A 15,485-nucleotide genomic window follows, 5' to 3' on the forward strand; every position below is an offset into this window, starting at 1 on the left:
CGCCACCCTGCCATCATGGGTCATGCCGCTCTCGACACGACGAGCCCTCATCGGCGCCGGCCTGGCCGGCGGAGCCGTCCTCGTGGCGGGCTGTGACGCGGAGCCGGAGGCCGATGCCCCGCCCGCGACCGCCACCCCGCCCGCCGAGCTGGCCGTCCCGGTGTTCGACCCCGGCGACTGGGACTCGGTCCGCGCCCAGTTCCCGCTCGACCCCGACGTCGCCCAGTTCGCGGCGTTCGTGTTGTCGCCGCACACCGCCCAGGTGGACGCGGCGATCGACTTCCACCGGGCGCGGCTCGGGTTCGACACCGAGGCGACCCTCCTCGACGGCCCCCGGCTGGACGACGAGGTCCGCGCCGCTGCCGCCGGGTTCGCGGGCGGCGCCCCCGCGCAGTACGCGCTGACCGACAGCACCACGATGGGGCTCGGCATCGTGTACGGCGGGCTGCCGCTCACCGGCCGCGACGAGGTGCTCTCGACCACCCACGACTTCTTCGCGACCGAGGACTCCCTGCGGCTGCTCGGCCTCCGCACCGGGGCGCGGGTCGTGCGGGTGTCGCTGTACGACGACCCGGCCGCGGCCACCGTGGACGAGATGGTGGACCGGCTGCTGGCCGGGGTCACACCCCGTACCCGCGCCGTCGCGATCACCTGGGTGCACTCGAGCACCGGTGTCCGCACACCCGTCCGCGAGATCGCCGATGCGCTGCCCGACGACGTGCTGCTGTGCGTGGACGGCGTCCACGGCTTCGCCGCCGTCGACATGGACATCCCCGACCTCGGCTGCGACTTCCTGGCCACCGGCACGCACAAGTGGCTCTTCGGACCGCGCGGCACCGGACTGGTCTGGGGCCGCGACTGGGCCCCGATGACGGAGCTGATCCCGACGTTCACGCCCACCAGCCCGGGCGGCCGGATGTCGCCGGGCGGGTACCACGACTTCGAGCACCGGTGGGCGCTCAGCGAGGCGTTCGCGTTCCACGAGCAGATCGGGCGCACGGCGGTCGTCGACCGCACGGTCGAGCAGGCGACCCGGCTCAAGGAGGGCCTGGCCGGAGGCCCGGTCACCCTCGTCACGCCGCTCGACCCCGAGGTGTCCGCCGGCATCGTCTGCCTCGACGTGCCCGGCCTGGCGCCGCCCGACGCGATGCAGCGGCTCCGCGAACAGGGCATTGCGGCCAGCGTGACGCCGTACGCCACGTCGTACCTGCGCCTCGGGCCGAGCATCGTCACCGACGCCGACGAGGTCGACGCCGCGGTCGAGGCGGTCGCGGCACTAGCGTGAGAGGTGCCGGGCCTGCGCCAGCGTGAAGAGCCCGAAGCAGGCGAGCCCGACGCCGATCGCGCAGAGCAGGGCGGGGCCGAACGGCTTGTCGAGCAGCTCGAACAGCGCCTGGTCGAGCCCCCCGGACTTCTCGGCGTCGTGGGTGACCGCGGCGTACCCGAACAGGATGCCGACGATGACGAAGGCGACCCCGCGCGCGGTGTAGCCGATCTTGCCGAAGACGAGGTACGCCGTGCCGGTCTTGCCGCTGCGCCCCTCGGCGTCGAGCTCCTCGGCGAACTTCTCGGTCCAGGCGCGGTAGATCCCGTACAGCCCGAAGCCGATGATCGCCACCGCGACCAGGCCGACGAGGAGCTGGCCCGCGGGGGCGCTCATCAGCCGGGCGGTCCACGTCTCCTCGCTCTGGCCGGACGAGCCGGAGCCGAGCGCGACCTTCAGCCCGCTGGCGCCGATCACGGCGTAGATCGCGGCCTTGCCGAGCGACACCACGCGCTTGCCGACCCGCTTCGCGCCGTCCTCGTCGCGGTGGCCGACCGCGGCTTCGAACAGCTGCCACGCCGCCAGTAGGAACATGCCCAGCGCGACGACCCAGATCAGCACCCCGCCGAGCGGCTGCTGCGCCAGCTCCCGGAACGCGCCCGTGCTCGACGGGTTGCCCGAGCGGTCGCCGAACGCGAGCTGCACCGCGAGCCAGCCGATCAGCAGGTAGACGATCGCATACGCGACCAGCCCGGCGCGGGCGACGTGCTCGATCCAGTCGCTGTCAGGAGAGATCGGCGAGCGCTGACTCGATCGCGCGGTGGAAGGTGGGGTAGGCATAGATCATCGTCCTGAGCGTCTCGACCGGGACCTCCGCGTGCACCGCGACGGCCAGGAAGCCGAGGATCTCGCCGCCCGCGGGGCCCATGGCGGTCGCACCCACCAGCACACCCCGGTCGGCGTCCTCGACGACCTTGATCAGGCCGTGCCCACCCGGGCCGTGGGTGAAACCGCGCGACGACTGCTCCAGCCGGGTCGCGCCGGTGCGCACCGACAGGCCGGCGTCCTGCGCCTGCTGCTCGGTCATCCCGACGCCGCCGACCTCGGGGTCCGTGAACGTCGTGTGCGGCACGGCGTGGTAGCGCGCGGGCGCGCCGGACTCCCCCAGCACGTCGCGCAGCGCGACGGCGGACTGGTACATCGAGACGTGCGTGAACCCGCCCTTCCCCGTCACGTCGCCGATCGCCCAGAGCCCGTCCTGCACCCGCAGCCGCTCGTCGGTGTCGAGCGCGCGCGCCGCCGGGTCGAGGCCGACGGTGTCGAGGCCGAGGTCGTCGAGGTTCGGGTGCCGTCCCGCGGCGACCAGCACCTTGTCGGCGACCAGCTCCTCGCCGGTGTCGAGGGCGAGCGTGAACGCGCCGTCGGCGTACGCCGCCCGCTGGACCTCGACGCCGGTCAGCACCCGGATGCCCTCGTCGGCGAAGACGTCCGCGAGGAGCTCGCTTGCCTCCGGCTCGTCGGCCGCGAGCAGCCGTGGGCCGTGCTGGACCACGGTGACGCGCACGCCGAAGCGCGCGAACACCTGCGCCAGCTCGCAGCCGATCGGGCCGCCACCGACGACGACCAGCGACCCCGGCAGCTCGGCGACGCGCACGGCGTCGCGGTTGGTCCAGTACGGCGTGTCCGCCAGCCCCTCGACCGGCGGGATGGCCGGACGCGTGCCGGTGTTGAGGACGACGCCCCGGCGCACGGCGTACGAGATCGTCTCGCCGCCGGTCTCGACGCTGACGCTGCCCGGGCCGGCCAGGCGGGCGACGCCGTGGTGCACGGTCGCGCCCGCGTCGCGCAGCCGGTCGACGGCGATGGTGTCGTCCCAGTGGGTGGTGGCGTCCTCGTCGATGCGTCGGTGCACGACCGACCACGCGGGGGTCGCCGTGGCCTCGCCGGCGACCTGGGGTGCCCGGCGGGCCTCGGCGACGGCGTCGCTGCCCCGCACCATCATCTTGGTCGGGATGCAGCCGTAGTAGGGGCACTCGCCGCCCACCAGGTGCTTGTCGACGGCCACCACCTCGAGCCCGGCCTTCGCGGCGCCGGTCGCGAGGGCCTCGCCCCCGGGACCGGTGCCGATGACGACCAGGTCGACCTCGCGCTGAGTCATGGGCTCAGCGTAGGGGTCAGACCAGGGTCGCCTTGTTGCGCAGCACCGACCCGAGGATGCCGTTGACGAACTGCGGGGACTCGTCGGTCGACAGCTCGGTGACCAGCGTCATCGCCTCGCTGATGGCGACGGCGTCGGGGACGTCGTCGGCGTACAGGAGCTCCCAGACGCCGAGCCGCAGCACGTTGCGGTCGACGGCGGGCATCCGGGTCAGCGACCAGCCCTCGGAGTACGACGCGAGCACCTCGTCGATGCGCGCCCGGTGGCCCTCGACGCCGCGCACGAGCACCGCGGTGTAGTCGTTGGTCGGGCCCTCGCCCTCGGCGATGGCGCGCTCCAGCGCGTCGGTCGCCGACTCACCGCGCACGTCGGCGGCGAAGAGGACGTCGAGCGCGCGCTTGCGCGCCTTGGTGCGAGCAGACATCAGGCCTTCACACGACCGAGGTAGGACGAGTCGCGGGTGTCGACCTTGACCTTCTCGCCCTGGTTGATGAAGAGCGGCACCTGGATCTCGTGGCCGGTCTCGAGGGTGGCCGGCTTGGTGCGGCCGGTGGCGGAGTCGCCGGCGAGGCCGGGCTCGGTGAAGGTGATCACGAGCTCGACCGACGCGGGGAGCTCGATGAAGAGCACGCGGCCCTCGTTGGTGGCGACGATCGCCTCCTGGTTCTCCAGGAGGAAGTTCTGCGCGTTGCCGACGAGCTCCGGCGCGATCTCGATCTGGTCGTAGGACTGGACGTCCATGAAGACGTACGACGAGCCGTCGTTGTAGAGGTACTGCATCGTGCGGCGGTCGACGGTCGCGGTCTCGACCTTGGTGCCGGCGTTGAAGGTCTTGTCGACGGTCTTGTTGGACTCGACGTTCTTCAGCTTGGTGCGCACGAAGGCGGGGCCCTTGCCCGGCTTCACGTGCTGGAACTCCACGACCGACCAGAGCTGGCCGTCGATGTTGAGAACCATGCCGTTCTTGAGGTCGTTCGTCGATGCCATGCGCGCGTGTCAGCCTTCGTACGTCGGTGGGTTCGGGAGGCGCGGGCCCCGCGGGCGCGCCAGCGCACGAGTCTATCGGCTGGCGCGGCGCCGGGAGTAATCCGCTACGAGAGCTGCCACACGATCCGGACGGTCACCGACGCCTCGTCGCGGCCCGCGCGGATCGGCACCTTGCGGAGCATCTGGTCGTACGCCGCGGCACGGGCCGAGGTCTCCACGACCGGGGTCGGCAGCGGGCGCGCCGACACCTCCCGGATCGTCATCACGTCGCCGAGCGACTGACCCGAGGCCGCGGCGTACTGCTCCGCCTTGGCGCGCGCCTCCTCCACCGCGGCCTCCCGCGCGTCGGCCATGACCTCGTCGGTTTCGCCGACCAGCAGCCGCAGGTCGGACACGCGGACGTCGTTGCCGCCGGCGGCGACGGCCGCACTCACCGCGGCTCCTCCGCGGGACAGGTCGTCGACGAGCACCGACGCGCGCTGGGAGACGCGGTAGCCGACCACGGTCGGCGGGTCGTAGTCGTCGTAGTCGTAGACCGGGTCCATCGACAGCCCGGTCGTCTGTACGTCGCCCTTGGCCACGCCCTCGTCGGCCAGCGCCGACAGCACGCGGGACATCGACGCGCTGGCGGCGTCGAGCGCGTCGCCGAGGTCGGCCCGCTGGAGGCTGACGGCGAGCGCGAACGAGAGCTGGTCCGGCACGGCGCTCGCCTCGCCGCGCCCGGTCATCGTGAGCTCGCGGGGCCGGTCGGCGTCGGCGCCGCCCTCCGACGACGCCGCCGCTGGACTACCGCCGCCGGAGCTGCCGAGCAGGTACGCCGCGACCAGGCCGACGGCCACGACCAGGGCGATGAGGAGGGTGCGCGTGCTGACGGTGATCGAGCGGTCCATGCCCGGTCCGACGCGCTCGCCGTACCCCCGGTTCCCGACTCAACGTCGGGCGACGACCTCGAGGGCCATCCGGTAGCCGTCGATGCCGTGGCCGGCGACGACCTCGGTGGCGTACGGCGTGACGAGGGAGGTGTGCCGGAACTCCTCCGGGCGCTGGTGCGGGTCGGAGATGTGCACCTCGACGAGGGGGGCGACCAGCTGCGCGCAGGCGTCGAAGATCGCGTACGAGTAGTGCGTCCACGCCGCCGCGTTGAGCACGACCGGGGTGGCGTCGTCGGCGGCGGCGTTGAGCCAGTCGAGCATCTCGCCCTCGTGGTTGGTCTGCCGCACCTCGACCTGAAGCCCGAGCTCGCGGCCCCAGCCGACGCACAGGTCGGCGAGCTCGGCGTGGGTCGTGCTGCCGTAGATCTCCGGCTGGCGGCGGCCGAGACGGCCGAGGTTCGGGCCGTTGAGCACCAGGACCTTCACGAGGGGCCTCCGATCGCGGCGTAGGCGGCGCGCAGCAGGTCCTCGTCCGGGCCCGCGAGCACCGCCGGGCTGGCGAGGTCGTGCAGCACCACGAGGCGCAGCAGGTTGCCGCGCGACTTCTTGTCGACCTTCATGGCGGCGAGCAGCGTCTCGAACGGCGCGCCGGCGTACGTCGTGGGCAGGCCGACCCGCCCGAACGCCGCGTGGTGCCGGGCCACCACGTCGGGAGCGAGCAGCCCGGCGCGTCCGGCGACCTCCGCGACGTAGACGCAGCCGATCGCGACGGCCTCGCCGTGCCGGATCCGGTAGTCCTCGGTGCGCTCGATGGCGTGGGCGAGCGTGTGGCCGTAGTTGAGGACCTCGCGGCCCGGGTGTCCCTCGGCGCCGCCGGTCTCCTTGAGGTCGCCGGCGACGACCTCGGCCTTGACGCGGATCGCGCGCTCGACGAGCTCGCGCACCTCCGCCGACTCCGCGGTCAGCGCGGCGGGGTCGGTCGCCTCGACCAGGTCGAGGATCGCCGGGTCGGCGATGAAGCCGCACTTCACGACCTCGCCCAGCCCCGCGACCAGCTCGTCGCGCGGCAGCGTCGCCAGCGTGGCGAGGTCGCAGAGCACGCCGGCCGGCTCGTGGAAGGCGCCGACGAGGTTCTTGCCGGCGCCGGTGTTGATGCCGGTCTTGCCGCCGACGGCCGCGTCGACCATGCCCAGCAGCGAGGTCGGCACGTGCACGACCCGCACCCCCCGCAGCCAGGTCGCCGCGACGAAGCCGCCCAGATCGGTGGTCGCTCCCCCGCCGTACGTCACCACGGCGTCGGAGCGGGTGAAGCCGGCGGCGCCGAGCGCCTCCCAGCAGGCCGCAGCGGTCGCGGCGGTCTTCGCGGACTCGCCGTCGGGCACCGGCAGGTCGAGCACGTCGTACGCCGAGCCGAGCGCGTCGACCACGGGCGCCGCGGTGAGCCCCTCGGAGTGGACGACGGCCACCCGGGTGGCGCCCGTGCCGAGCAGCCCCGGCAGCTGGTCGAGGATGCCGTGGCCCACGACGACGTCGTACGGCGCCGGGCCGGCGACCGGGATGACCGTGCTCATGCGGCGATCCCCAGGGCCTCGACGATCTCGTCGGCGATCTCCTCGGGCGACCGGCCGTCGGTGTCGACGACCAGCGTGGCGACCGACTCGTAGACGGGCGTCCGCTCGTCGAGGAGGGTCTTGATGCGGCCGCGGACGTTGCCGAGCAGCAGCGGCCGGGACGAGCCGAGCCCGACGCGCTTCACTGCGTCGGAGAGCCCGACGCGGAGGAAGACGACGTCGTGGCCGGCGAGCAGGTCGCGGGTGCCCGGGTCGAGCACGGCTCCCCCGCCAAGCGCGAGCACGCCCTCGTGCGCAGCGATCGCCTCGGCGACGGCCGCCCGCTCGAGGTCGCGGAACGCCGCCTCGCCGTCGTCCACGAAGATCTCGGAGATCGTGCGCCCGACGGTCGCCTCGACGTCGTGGTCGGTGTCGCGCACGGACAGGCCGAGGCGCGCCGCCACCAGCCCGGCGACGGTCGTCTTGCCCGCCCCCATCGGGCCGACCATCACGATCATCGGTAGCGCAGCGTGTCGAGGTAGGACTCGGCGTTGCGCCGGGTCTCCTGCACGGAGTCGCCGCCGAACTTCTCCAGCACGGCCTCGGCCAGCACCAGCGCGACCATCGCCTCGGCGACGATGCCCGCCGCAGGCACGGCGCAGACGTCGGAGCGCTGGTGGTGGGCGACGGTCTCCTCGCCGGTGGCGACGTCGACGGTGCGCAGGGCGCGGGGCACGGTCGCGATCGGCTTCATCGCCGCGCGGACGCGGAGGACCTCGCCGGTCGTCATGCCGCCCTCGGTGCCACCGGAGCGGCCGCTGACCCGGCGGATGCCCTCCGGGGTCGGCACGATCTCGTCGTGCGCGAGCGACCCCGGGGTCGCAGCGAGCTCGAAGCCGTCGCCGACCTCGACGCCCTTGATCGCCTGGATGCCCATCAGCGCTCCCGCGAGACGCGCGTCGAGGCGCCGGTCCCAGTGCACGTGGGACCCGAGGCCGGGCGGCAGCCCGTGCACGACGACCTCGACGACGCCGCCGAGCGTGTCGCCGTCCTTGTGGGCCTGGTCGATGCGCTCGACCATCTGCTTGCTGGTGTCGGCGTCGAGGCAGCGCACCGGGTCGTCGTCGAGCCGCGCGACGTCGCCGGGCTCGGGCCAGCTGCCCGCGGGGGCGCGCACACCACCGAGCTCGATGACGTGGGAGACGACGCGCGCGCCGACCGCCTGCTCGAGGAAGTTGCTGGCGACGCGGCCGAGCGCGACCCGCGCGGCGGTCTCGCGGGCGGAGGCGCGCTCGAGGATCGGGCGGGCATCGTCGAAGGCGTACTTCTGCATGCCGACGAGGTCGGCGTGCCCCGGCCGTGGGCGGGTCAGCGGGGCGTTGCGGGCCAGCGCCTCGAGCTCGACCGGGTCGACCGGGTCGGCCGACATCACCTTCTCCCACTTCGGCCACTCGGTGTTGCCGACCTGGATGGCGACCGGGCCGCCCTGGGTCTTGCCGTGGCGGACGCCGCCGACCAGCGTGACCTCGTCCTGCTCGAACTTCATCCGCGCGCCGCGGCCGTAGCCCAGCCGCCGCCGCGCCAGGGCGTCGGCGATGTCGTCGGAGGTCACCCGGACATGGGCGGGCAGCCCCTCCAGGATCGCGACCAGGGAGGGGCCGTGGGACTCACCCGCGGTCAGCCAGCGCAGCATGGGTCCAGTCTTTCACGGTCGGTACGGCGGGCCGCGCGGGTCACCCGGACACGAGACTCGACCACAGCGGGCCGCCGAGCACCACGCCGACGAGCGCCCCGCCGAGGAGGTAGGGGCCGTACGGCGTCGGCTCGCGCAGCAGCCCGCGGTCGCGCTGCAGCACCGCCCGGCCGAGCGCGACGAGCGCGAACACCGCGAAGCCGGCGTACACCCCGACGACGAGCTCGCCCCAGCCGAGGAAGCCCAGGACGGTGCCGACGACCGCGGAGAGCCGGACGTCGCCGTACCCCATGCCCGCCGAGTGCAGCCACCACAGCGTGTGGAAGACCAGGAAGGTGGTGACGCCGCCGACCGCGGACCGCACGACGGCGGTGCCATCGCCGGCCACCCCGCCCACGAGCACGACGAGCCCCACGGCCAGGCCGAGCATCGGCCACACGACCCGGCTCGGGATCAGTTGGGTGTGGCGGTCGACGATCGCCAGCAGCACCGCCTGCGGGACGAGCGGGAGAACCACCCACAGCGCCGGCTCCAGCCCGATCGCCAGGCCGAGCACGGCGCCGACGACGGCACACACGACGGCCGACCTCAGCAGCATCCGGGGCCGCTCGGCCACCTCGGCGATCGGCGACGGCAGTCCGGCGATCACGACGGGGACGGCGAGGCCGGCGGGACCGCACAGCAGCACACCGAGCGCGGCTGCCGCAAGGTCCTCGGTCACCGCGCGTGTCGCGCGCGGAGCTCGGCCTCGCCGGCGGCGCGCATCGCGTCCAGCGGCGCCGGCACCCCGGTGAACATCTCGAACTGGAGGACCGCCTGGTGCACCAGCAGGTCGAGGCCGGAGACGAGCACCCGGCCCTGCGCAGTCGAGGCGAGGGCGGACGCGGCGAGCGGGGTCGGCCACGGGTCGTAGAGCACCTCGAAGACGACCGGCGCGTCGGCGGCCCGCGCGACCAGGTCGGCGTCCTGGGCCGAGGCCGGGATCGTCGAGACCAGGACCTCCCCGTCGACCACCCCGTCGGCCAGCGCGCCGACATCGACGGCCGGGGCCGCGGGGTGGGCGGCGATCGCGGCGGCCGTGGCCGCAGCGCGGTTGGCGCAGCGCGCGAGCAGTCGCACCCGGCGGGCGCCGAGGTCGCACATCGCGAGCCCGGTCGACGCGGCCGTCGCTCCCCCGCCGAGGACGGTGACCGCGGTGACCGCGCCGTCGTAGCGCTCCCGCACCGCGGAGGCCGCCCCGGGCAGGTCGGTGTTGTCGGCCAGCACCGGGGCGCCTTCCTCGAGCAGCAGCGTGTTGGCTCCGCCCGCGAGCCGGGCCCGCTCGGTCACCCGCGGAGCCAGGTCGAGGGCGACCCGCTTCAGCGGCATCGTGAGCGACAGCCCGCGCCAGTCGGCGTCGAGCCCGTCGACGTACGCCGCGAGCCCGGCCTCGTCGACGCGCACCGCGTCGTACGTGATGTCGGTCAGGCCCGCCGCGGCGTACCCCGCCCGGTGCAGGACCGGTGAGAGCGAGTGGGTGATCGGGTCACCCAGGACGGCGCAGCGCATGGTGCTCCCTCAGCAGCGGTCGGACTGCGTCTCGCAGTACTCGTCCAGCTCCTGCCGGAACCCGAGGAACTCGTCGTAGGAGTCGGTGAACTTCGTCTTCCCCGTCTTCAGGTTGACGGTCACGTAGAAGAGCCAGTCGCCGTCGGCGGGGTGCGCCGCCGCCTCGATGGCGTCGTCGCCGGCCGCCTCGATGGGCCCGGGCGGGAGGCCCGGCTGCGTGTAGGTGTTGTACGGCGAGTCCGCGACCGAGTCGATCTCGTCCTGCGTGAGCCGGGCGATCGTCGGCCGGTCGAGCGCGAAGTTGACCGCGGCGTCGATCTGGAGCAGGCCGTTGGTGATGCCGTTGTCGGGGTTCTCGACGCGGTTGTAGATCACCCGGGAGATCTTCGGCATGTCGTCGCCCCGACCCTCTGCCTGCACGAGGCTCGCGACCGTCATCAGCTCGTGCGGCGTGTAGCCGAGGTCCGCGGCCGCGGCCTCGAGGTCGGCGTCCTCGGCCGCCTGCTTCCAGCGGTCGACCATGTCGGTGAGCATCGACTCGGGCGTGGCGTCCGGGCCGAAGTCATAGGTGGCCGGGAAGAGGTAGCCCTCGGGGTTGCCCTCCGCGTAGTCGGGGAGGCCGAGCTGGTCGGGGTTGTCGAGCACCTTCTCGAAGTCCTTCTTCGAGTAGTCCGTCTGCTCGGCGAGGATCTTTACCATCTCCTCGACCCGCAGTCCCTCGGGGAGGGTGACCGTGTCCTTGACCATGTTCGACGGGTCCACGAGGACCTCGACGACGTCGGCGGCGGCCATCTCCTTCTTCAGCGGGAAGTAGCCGGCCTGGATGCTGTTGGACTCCGGGTTCGCGTTGGCGGCGTCGATGAAGGCCTCGACCGAGGCCACGACCCCGTCGGCCTTGAGGTTGCGGCCCATCACGGCGGCGGTGTCGCCGCTCTGCACCTGGAAGGTGACCTTGCCGTGGCCGGGACCCTCGTAGTCCTCCGCGGAGGAGAACTGGTCGCCGACCTTGTCGATGCCCCAGGTGACGACGTAGTAGAAGCCGCCGATCACGACGGCGAGCGCGACCAGCACGGCCAGGCAGCCCGGGACGCTGCGCCCCTTGCGCCGGCGACCGGGCTCGTACGTCGTACCGTCGCCCGACGGCTCGTCGTCGAGCGGAACCGGTTCGTGGTCCGCGTCGTGCTCGTACGTCATGAAGTCTCCTCGAGGATCTCCCCCGGCGCTTCCCCCGTCGCGCGCTCGGCGTCCAGTGCGTGCTGCAGGATGAGGACGGCGGCAGCCTGGTCGACGACGGCGCGCCGCTTGCCCCCCTTGCGGCCCTGGTCGCGCAGCATAGCCTCCGCGGAAAGCGTGGTCATGCGCTCGTCGACCAGGCGCACCGGCACGGGCGCCACGCGCCGGGCGAGCGTCGCCGCGAACTCGCGGACCTTCAGCGCGGCCGGACCCTCCCGCCCCGAGAGCGAACGGGGCAGGCCGACGACGACCTCCACGACCGTCGACTCCTCCTGCTCGGCGGCCAGGATCTTCGCGATCCGGGCCAGGTCGCCCTTGCCGCGGCGCACGGTCTCGACCGGGCTCGCGAGGAAGCCGGAGGGGTCGCTGCGCGCGACCCCGATCCGGGCGTCCCCGGGGTCGATGCCGAGACGTACGCCGTGGCGCATCGGTGCTCCGCCCGGCTCAGCCGGCCGCGACGCGCCCCACCTCGGCGGTGACGACGGCCAGCGCCTCGTCGATCCGCGAGGTGTCGGCGCCGCCGCCCTGGGCGACGTCGGCCTTGCCACCGCCCTTGCCGCCGACCAGCGGGCCGACCGCACGGACCAGGTCGTTGGCGCTCAGCCCGCGGGCCTGCGCCTCGTCGTTGAGCGCGGCCACGACGGAGACCTTGCCGTCGAGGGCACCGATCACGACCACGGCGCCGGGCTCGCCCTGCGGCAGCCGGCCCCGCACGTCGAGCGCGAGCGTGCGCACGTCGCCTCCCCCGGCGCCGTCGGCGCGGTGGGCGACCAGGTTGACCGGCCCGACCTTCGCGGCGCCGGCGGCGAGCTCGCCACCGGCGGCCAGGAGCTGGCCGACCCGGATCTTCTCGATCTCCTTCTCGGCCGCGCGGAGCTTCTCGACGATGTCGTTGACGCGCTCGGGGAGCTGCTCGGGGCGCACCTTGAGCACCTCGGAGAGCTGGTTGACCAGCACGTGCTCGCGGGCGAGGAAGCGGTAGGCGTCGCTGCCGACCAGCGCCTCGACCCGGCGTACGCCGGAGCCGATCGACGACTCGCCCAGCAGCTTGATGACGCCGAGCTTGCCGGAGCTGCCGGCGTGGGTGCCGCCGCAGAGCTCGCGCGCCCAGTCGCCGACGGAGACCACGCGCACGCGGTCGCCGTACTTCTCGCCGAAGAGCGCCATCGCGCCGGACCTGACCGCCTCGGCCTGGCTCATGACCTCGGCCTCGACCGCGAGGTCCTCGAGCACGACGTCGTTGACGCGCGCCTCGACGTCGGCCATCACCGACTCCGGGACGGCGCCGGTGGCGGAGAAGTCGAAGCGGAAGCGGCCGGGCGAGTTCTCCGAGCCCGCCTGGGTGGCGGTCTCGCCGAGCGCCTCGCGGAAGGCCTTGTGCACCATGTGGGTCGCGGTGTGCGAGCGCGAGATGGACCGGCGTCGCTCGAGGTCGACGACCGCGTGGGCGCCGAGCCCAGCGCTGACCTCGCCGTCGAGGACCTTCGCCTTGTGCACGATCAGGCCCGTCACGGGCGACTGGACGTCGTAGACCTCGATCCGGGCTCCGTTGGCGAGCTCGATGACGCCCTGGTCGGCGAGCTGGCCGCCGCCCTCGGCGTAGAACGGCGTGCGGTCGAGGACCAGCTCGATCTCCTCGCCGGGCCCCGCCGACGGGACCACGCCTCCCGCGGCGACGATGCCGCGCACGGTGCCCTCGTCGACCGTCAGGTCGTAGCCGGTGAACTCGACGGCGCGGCCCATCGAGTCGACGACCTCGCGGTACGCCGTGGCGTCGCGGTGCTGGCCCTTCTTCGACCGCGCGTCGTCCTTGGCGCGCTGCCGCTGCTCGTTCATGAGCCGGCGGAAGCCGTCCTCGTCGACCGAGAGCCCCTGCTCCGAGGCCATCTCGAGGGTCAGGTCGATCGGGAACCCGTAGGTGTCGTGCAGCGCGAACGCCCGGTCGCCCGAGAGCTGCGTGCCGCCGGACCGCTTCACCTCGGTGGTCGCCATGTCGAAGATCTGGGTGCCGGCGCGCAGGGTCTGGCGGAACGCGTGCTCCTCGGCGTACGCGACCGTGGAGATCCGCTCCCAGTCCTGGTGGAGCGACGTGTAGGTCTCCCCCATCTTGTCGCGGCTCACCGGGAACAGCTCCGGGAGCGCCGGGTCCTCGTAGCCGAGCAGCCGCATCGAGCGCACGACCCGGCGCAGCAGCCGGCGCAGGACGTAGCCGCGGCCCTCGTTGCCGGGCGTGACGCCGTCGGCGATGAGCATCATCGAGCTGCGCACGTGGTCGGTGACCACCCGGAACCGGACGTCGTCCTCGTGGCTGGTGCCGTAGCGGCGACCGCTCAGCTCCTCGGCCTTGGCGATCACCGGGTAGAGCACGTCGATCTCGTAGTTGTTCTCCTTGCCCTGCAGGAGGAACGCCACGCGCTCGAGGCCCATGCCGGTGTCGATGTTCTTCTTCGGCAGCGAGCCGGCGATGTCGAAGTCGGACTTCGAGCGGACCGCGGAGAGCTCGTCCTGCATGAAGACGAGGTTCCAGAACTCCAGCAGCCGGTCCTCGAGCTCGACGGGCATGTCGGGACCGAGCGCGGCGGGGTCGAAGTCCGGTCCGTACGCCGGGCCGCGGTCGATCAGGATCTCCGAGCACGGTCCGCCCGGGCCGGGCACGCCCATCGACCAGTAGTTCTCCTTCTTGCCCAGCCGCAGGATGCGCTCGTCGGGCAGGCCGGTGACCTGCTTCCAGAGCGCGATGGCCTCCGGGTCCTCGTCGTAGACGCTCGGGTAGAGCCGGCCCTCGGGCAGCCCGAAGCCACCGTCGGCGATCGGCTTGGTGACCAGCTCCCAGGCGAGCTCGATCGCGCCCTCCTTGAAGTAGTCGCCGAAGGAGAAGTTGCCGCACATCTCGAAGAAGGTGTTGTGGCGGGTGGTCTTGCCGACGTCCTCGATGTCCGCGGTGCGCACGCACTTCTGCACGCTGGTCGCGCGCGGGTACGGCGGCGTCTCCTGCCCGAGGAAGTAGGGCTTGAACGGCACCATGCCGGCGTTGACGAAGAGCAGGTTCGGGTCGTCGAGCAGCAGCGAGGCGGACGGCACCGGGGTGTGGCCATTGCGCTCGAAGTGAGCGACGAACCTCCGGCGAATCTCCGCGGTGTCCATCAGTCTGTGCTGCCTTCCTGCTTCTCGGTGGTGGGGATCGCCTTGTGGCGACCTCCGGTGAGCTCGGGAGTCCCATGAGGCACGAGGCCGAGCCGCTCGCGCAACTCGGATTCCTTGTCGGCCTTGCCCTGGGCGACCTCGTCGCGGAACATCCGGGCCCCGACCTCGAGGGCGCCGATGCGGTCCTTGAGGCCGTCGACCGTGAACGCCTCGGCCGCGCGCCGACCCCGGACCATCGCGTAGACGGCGGTGCCGGCTCCGGCCGCGAACCAGAGCCCGCGCCTCATGCCGCGCTGTCCTCGGCTCGCTGGCGGGCCGCCCACTCGCGACGCGCCTCGCGAGTGTCGACCTTGCGCTGCTTGCGCGCGCGGCGCACCTCGCGCTTCATCTCGAACCGGATCCGGTTGCGGGCCTCCGGGTCGAGCGCACGTCGTACGCCGTACGCGAAGCCGGCCGCCTTCACGACGGTCTCGCGGAGCACGAGGTCGGCGAACAGCGCCCCGCCGATCTGCGGCGCCGCCTCCGGCTCGGGCTCGCGCTCCCCCAGGTTCGTGATCACGAACTCGGTCTCGGGCGTCGCCCGCGGCTGGGGCCGCGCGATCCGGCGCTCGATCTCGTCGAGCTGGGCGCGCAGCGCGGCTGTCTCGGCCCGCGCCGTCGCGAGCTCCCGCTCGGTCGCGGACCGGGCGCGCACGAGCGCGACACCGAGCACCAGGGCGGCCAGCGCGAGGAGCCCCGCCGCCGTGGGCACGATCCAGTCCTGCATGGTCACCGACCCTATCGCGCGGCCCCGGAGGTCGAGCAGCGAGCGCCAGCGAGCGTCGTCGAGACCCCCGCACCCCACGACGGCGCGCACGCTGCAGGGGTCTCGACAAGCTCGACCACCGGAGACCACCGCACCCGACGACGGCGCGCACGCTGCGGGGGTCTCGACAAGCTCGACCACCGGAAACCACCGCACCCGACGACGGCGCGCACGCTGCGGGGGTCTCGACAAGCTCGACCACCGGAGACCACCGCTGGTCGAGCAGCGAGC

General features: G+C 73.2%; 17 protein-coding genes. 1 reads left to right on the plus strand and 16 read right to left on the minus strand.

Annotated elements, in window-relative coordinates:
• The first annotated feature begins 22 nt into the window (after positions 1–22).
• Positions 23–1,285: an aminotransferase class V-fold PLP-dependent enzyme gene (locus tag ACFQQI_RS23900; protein WP_378569122.1), complete on the plus strand. Its 1,263-nt coding sequence runs from the start codon at positions 23–25 to the stop codon at positions 1,283–1,285.
• Here ACFQQI_RS23900 and ACFQQI_RS23905 read toward each other — a convergent pair.
• The 16 genes from ACFQQI_RS23905 to ACFQQI_RS23980 form a co-directional block, all read right to left on the minus strand.
• A complete protein-coding gene (locus ACFQQI_RS23905) occupies positions 1,277–2,104 on the minus strand; it encodes a DUF1206 domain-containing protein (RefSeq protein ID WP_378569123.1) in 828 nt (275 codons plus the stop codon). The two genes, ACFQQI_RS23900 and ACFQQI_RS23905, sit on opposite strands and share 9 nt — an antisense overlap.
• Positions 2,049–3,422, minus strand: a complete 1,374-nt coding sequence (locus ACFQQI_RS23910; protein ID WP_378569124.1) for a dihydrolipoyl dehydrogenase family protein — start codon at positions 3,420–3,422, stop codon at positions 2,049–2,051. Before ACFQQI_RS23910 ends, ACFQQI_RS23905 begins: the two co-directional genes overlap by 56 nt.
• 16 nt (positions 3,423–3,438) lie before the next feature.
• Positions 3,439–3,846: a transcription antitermination factor NusB gene (nusB, locus tag ACFQQI_RS23915; protein ID WP_378569125.1), complete on the minus strand. Its 408-nt coding sequence runs from the start codon at positions 3,844–3,846 to the stop codon at positions 3,439–3,441.
• Positions 3,846–4,409 carry an elongation factor P gene (gene efp / locus ACFQQI_RS23920; protein WP_378569126.1) on the minus strand — a complete coding sequence of 188 codons (564 nt, stop codon included), beginning with the start codon at positions 4,407–4,409 and terminating at the stop codon, positions 3,846–3,848. Before efp ends, nusB begins: the two co-directional genes overlap by 1 nt.
• Positions 4,410–4,513: 104 nt before the next feature.
• Complete coding sequence (locus ACFQQI_RS23925; RefSeq protein ID WP_378569127.1) at positions 4,514–5,299, minus strand: SIMPL domain-containing protein; 786 nt, start codon at positions 5,297–5,299, stop codon at positions 4,514–4,516.
• Between the two features lie 39 nt (positions 5,300–5,338).
• On the minus strand, positions 5,339–5,767 hold the full coding sequence (locus ACFQQI_RS23930) for a type II 3-dehydroquinate dehydratase (RefSeq protein WP_378569128.1): 429 nt from the start codon (positions 5,765–5,767) through the stop codon (positions 5,339–5,341).
• Positions 5,764–6,852 (minus strand): 3-dehydroquinate synthase, encoded by a 1,089-nt coding sequence (aroB, locus tag ACFQQI_RS23935; RefSeq protein ID WP_378569129.1) that lies wholly within the window; start codon positions 6,850–6,852, stop codon positions 5,764–5,766. Before aroB ends, ACFQQI_RS23930 begins: the two co-directional genes overlap by 4 nt.
• A complete protein-coding gene (locus tag ACFQQI_RS23940) occupies positions 6,849–7,349 on the minus strand; it encodes a shikimate kinase (RefSeq protein WP_378569130.1) in 501 nt (166 codons plus the stop codon). Before ACFQQI_RS23940 ends, aroB begins: the two co-directional genes overlap by 4 nt.
• Positions 7,346–8,524 carry a chorismate synthase gene (gene aroC, locus ACFQQI_RS23945; RefSeq protein ID WP_378569131.1) on the minus strand — a complete coding sequence of 393 codons (1,179 nt, stop codon included), beginning with the start codon at positions 8,522–8,524 and terminating at the stop codon, positions 7,346–7,348. Before aroC ends, ACFQQI_RS23940 begins: the two co-directional genes overlap by 4 nt.
• A gap of 40 nt (positions 8,525–8,564) precedes the next feature.
• On the minus strand, positions 8,565–9,245 hold the full coding sequence (locus tag ACFQQI_RS23950) for a prepilin peptidase (protein ID WP_378569132.1): 681 nt from the start codon (positions 9,243–9,245) through the stop codon (positions 8,565–8,567).
• Positions 9,242–10,072: a shikimate dehydrogenase gene (locus ACFQQI_RS23955; protein WP_378569133.1), complete on the minus strand. Its 831-nt coding sequence runs from the start codon at positions 10,070–10,072 to the stop codon at positions 9,242–9,244. The genes ACFQQI_RS23950 and ACFQQI_RS23955 overlap by 4 nt, the downstream gene beginning before the upstream one ends.
• A 9-nt stretch (positions 10,073–10,081) precedes the next feature.
• Complete coding sequence (gene mltG / locus ACFQQI_RS23960) at positions 10,082–11,266, minus strand: endolytic transglycosylase MltG (protein WP_378569134.1); 1,185 nt, start codon at positions 11,264–11,266, stop codon at positions 10,082–10,084.
• On the minus strand, positions 11,263–11,733 hold the full coding sequence (gene ruvX / locus ACFQQI_RS23965) for a Holliday junction resolvase RuvX (RefSeq protein ID WP_378569135.1): 471 nt from the start codon (positions 11,731–11,733) through the stop codon (positions 11,263–11,265). The genes mltG and ruvX overlap by 4 nt, the downstream gene beginning before the upstream one ends.
• 16 nt (positions 11,734–11,749) lie before the next feature.
• Positions 11,750–14,449, minus strand: coding sequence for an alanine--tRNA ligase (alaS, locus tag ACFQQI_RS23970; protein WP_378569136.1), 2,700 nt, complete (start codon positions 14,447–14,449; stop codon positions 11,750–11,752).
• Complete coding sequence (locus tag ACFQQI_RS23975; protein ID WP_378569137.1) at positions 14,449–14,736, minus strand: DUF6167 family protein; 288 nt, start codon at positions 14,734–14,736, stop codon at positions 14,449–14,451. The genes alaS and ACFQQI_RS23975 overlap by 1 nt, the downstream gene beginning before the upstream one ends.
• Positions 14,733–15,305, minus strand: a complete 573-nt coding sequence (locus tag ACFQQI_RS23980) for a hypothetical protein (protein ID WP_378569138.1) — start codon at positions 15,303–15,305, stop codon at positions 14,733–14,735. Before ACFQQI_RS23980 ends, ACFQQI_RS23975 begins: the two co-directional genes overlap by 4 nt.
• Positions 15,306–15,485 lie beyond the last annotated feature (180 nt).

It is taken from the genome of Nocardioides sp. GCM10030259, assembly GCF_042666375.1.
Taxonomy (GTDB): Bacteria; Actinomycetota; Actinomycetes; order Propionibacteriales; family Nocardioidaceae; genus Nocardioides.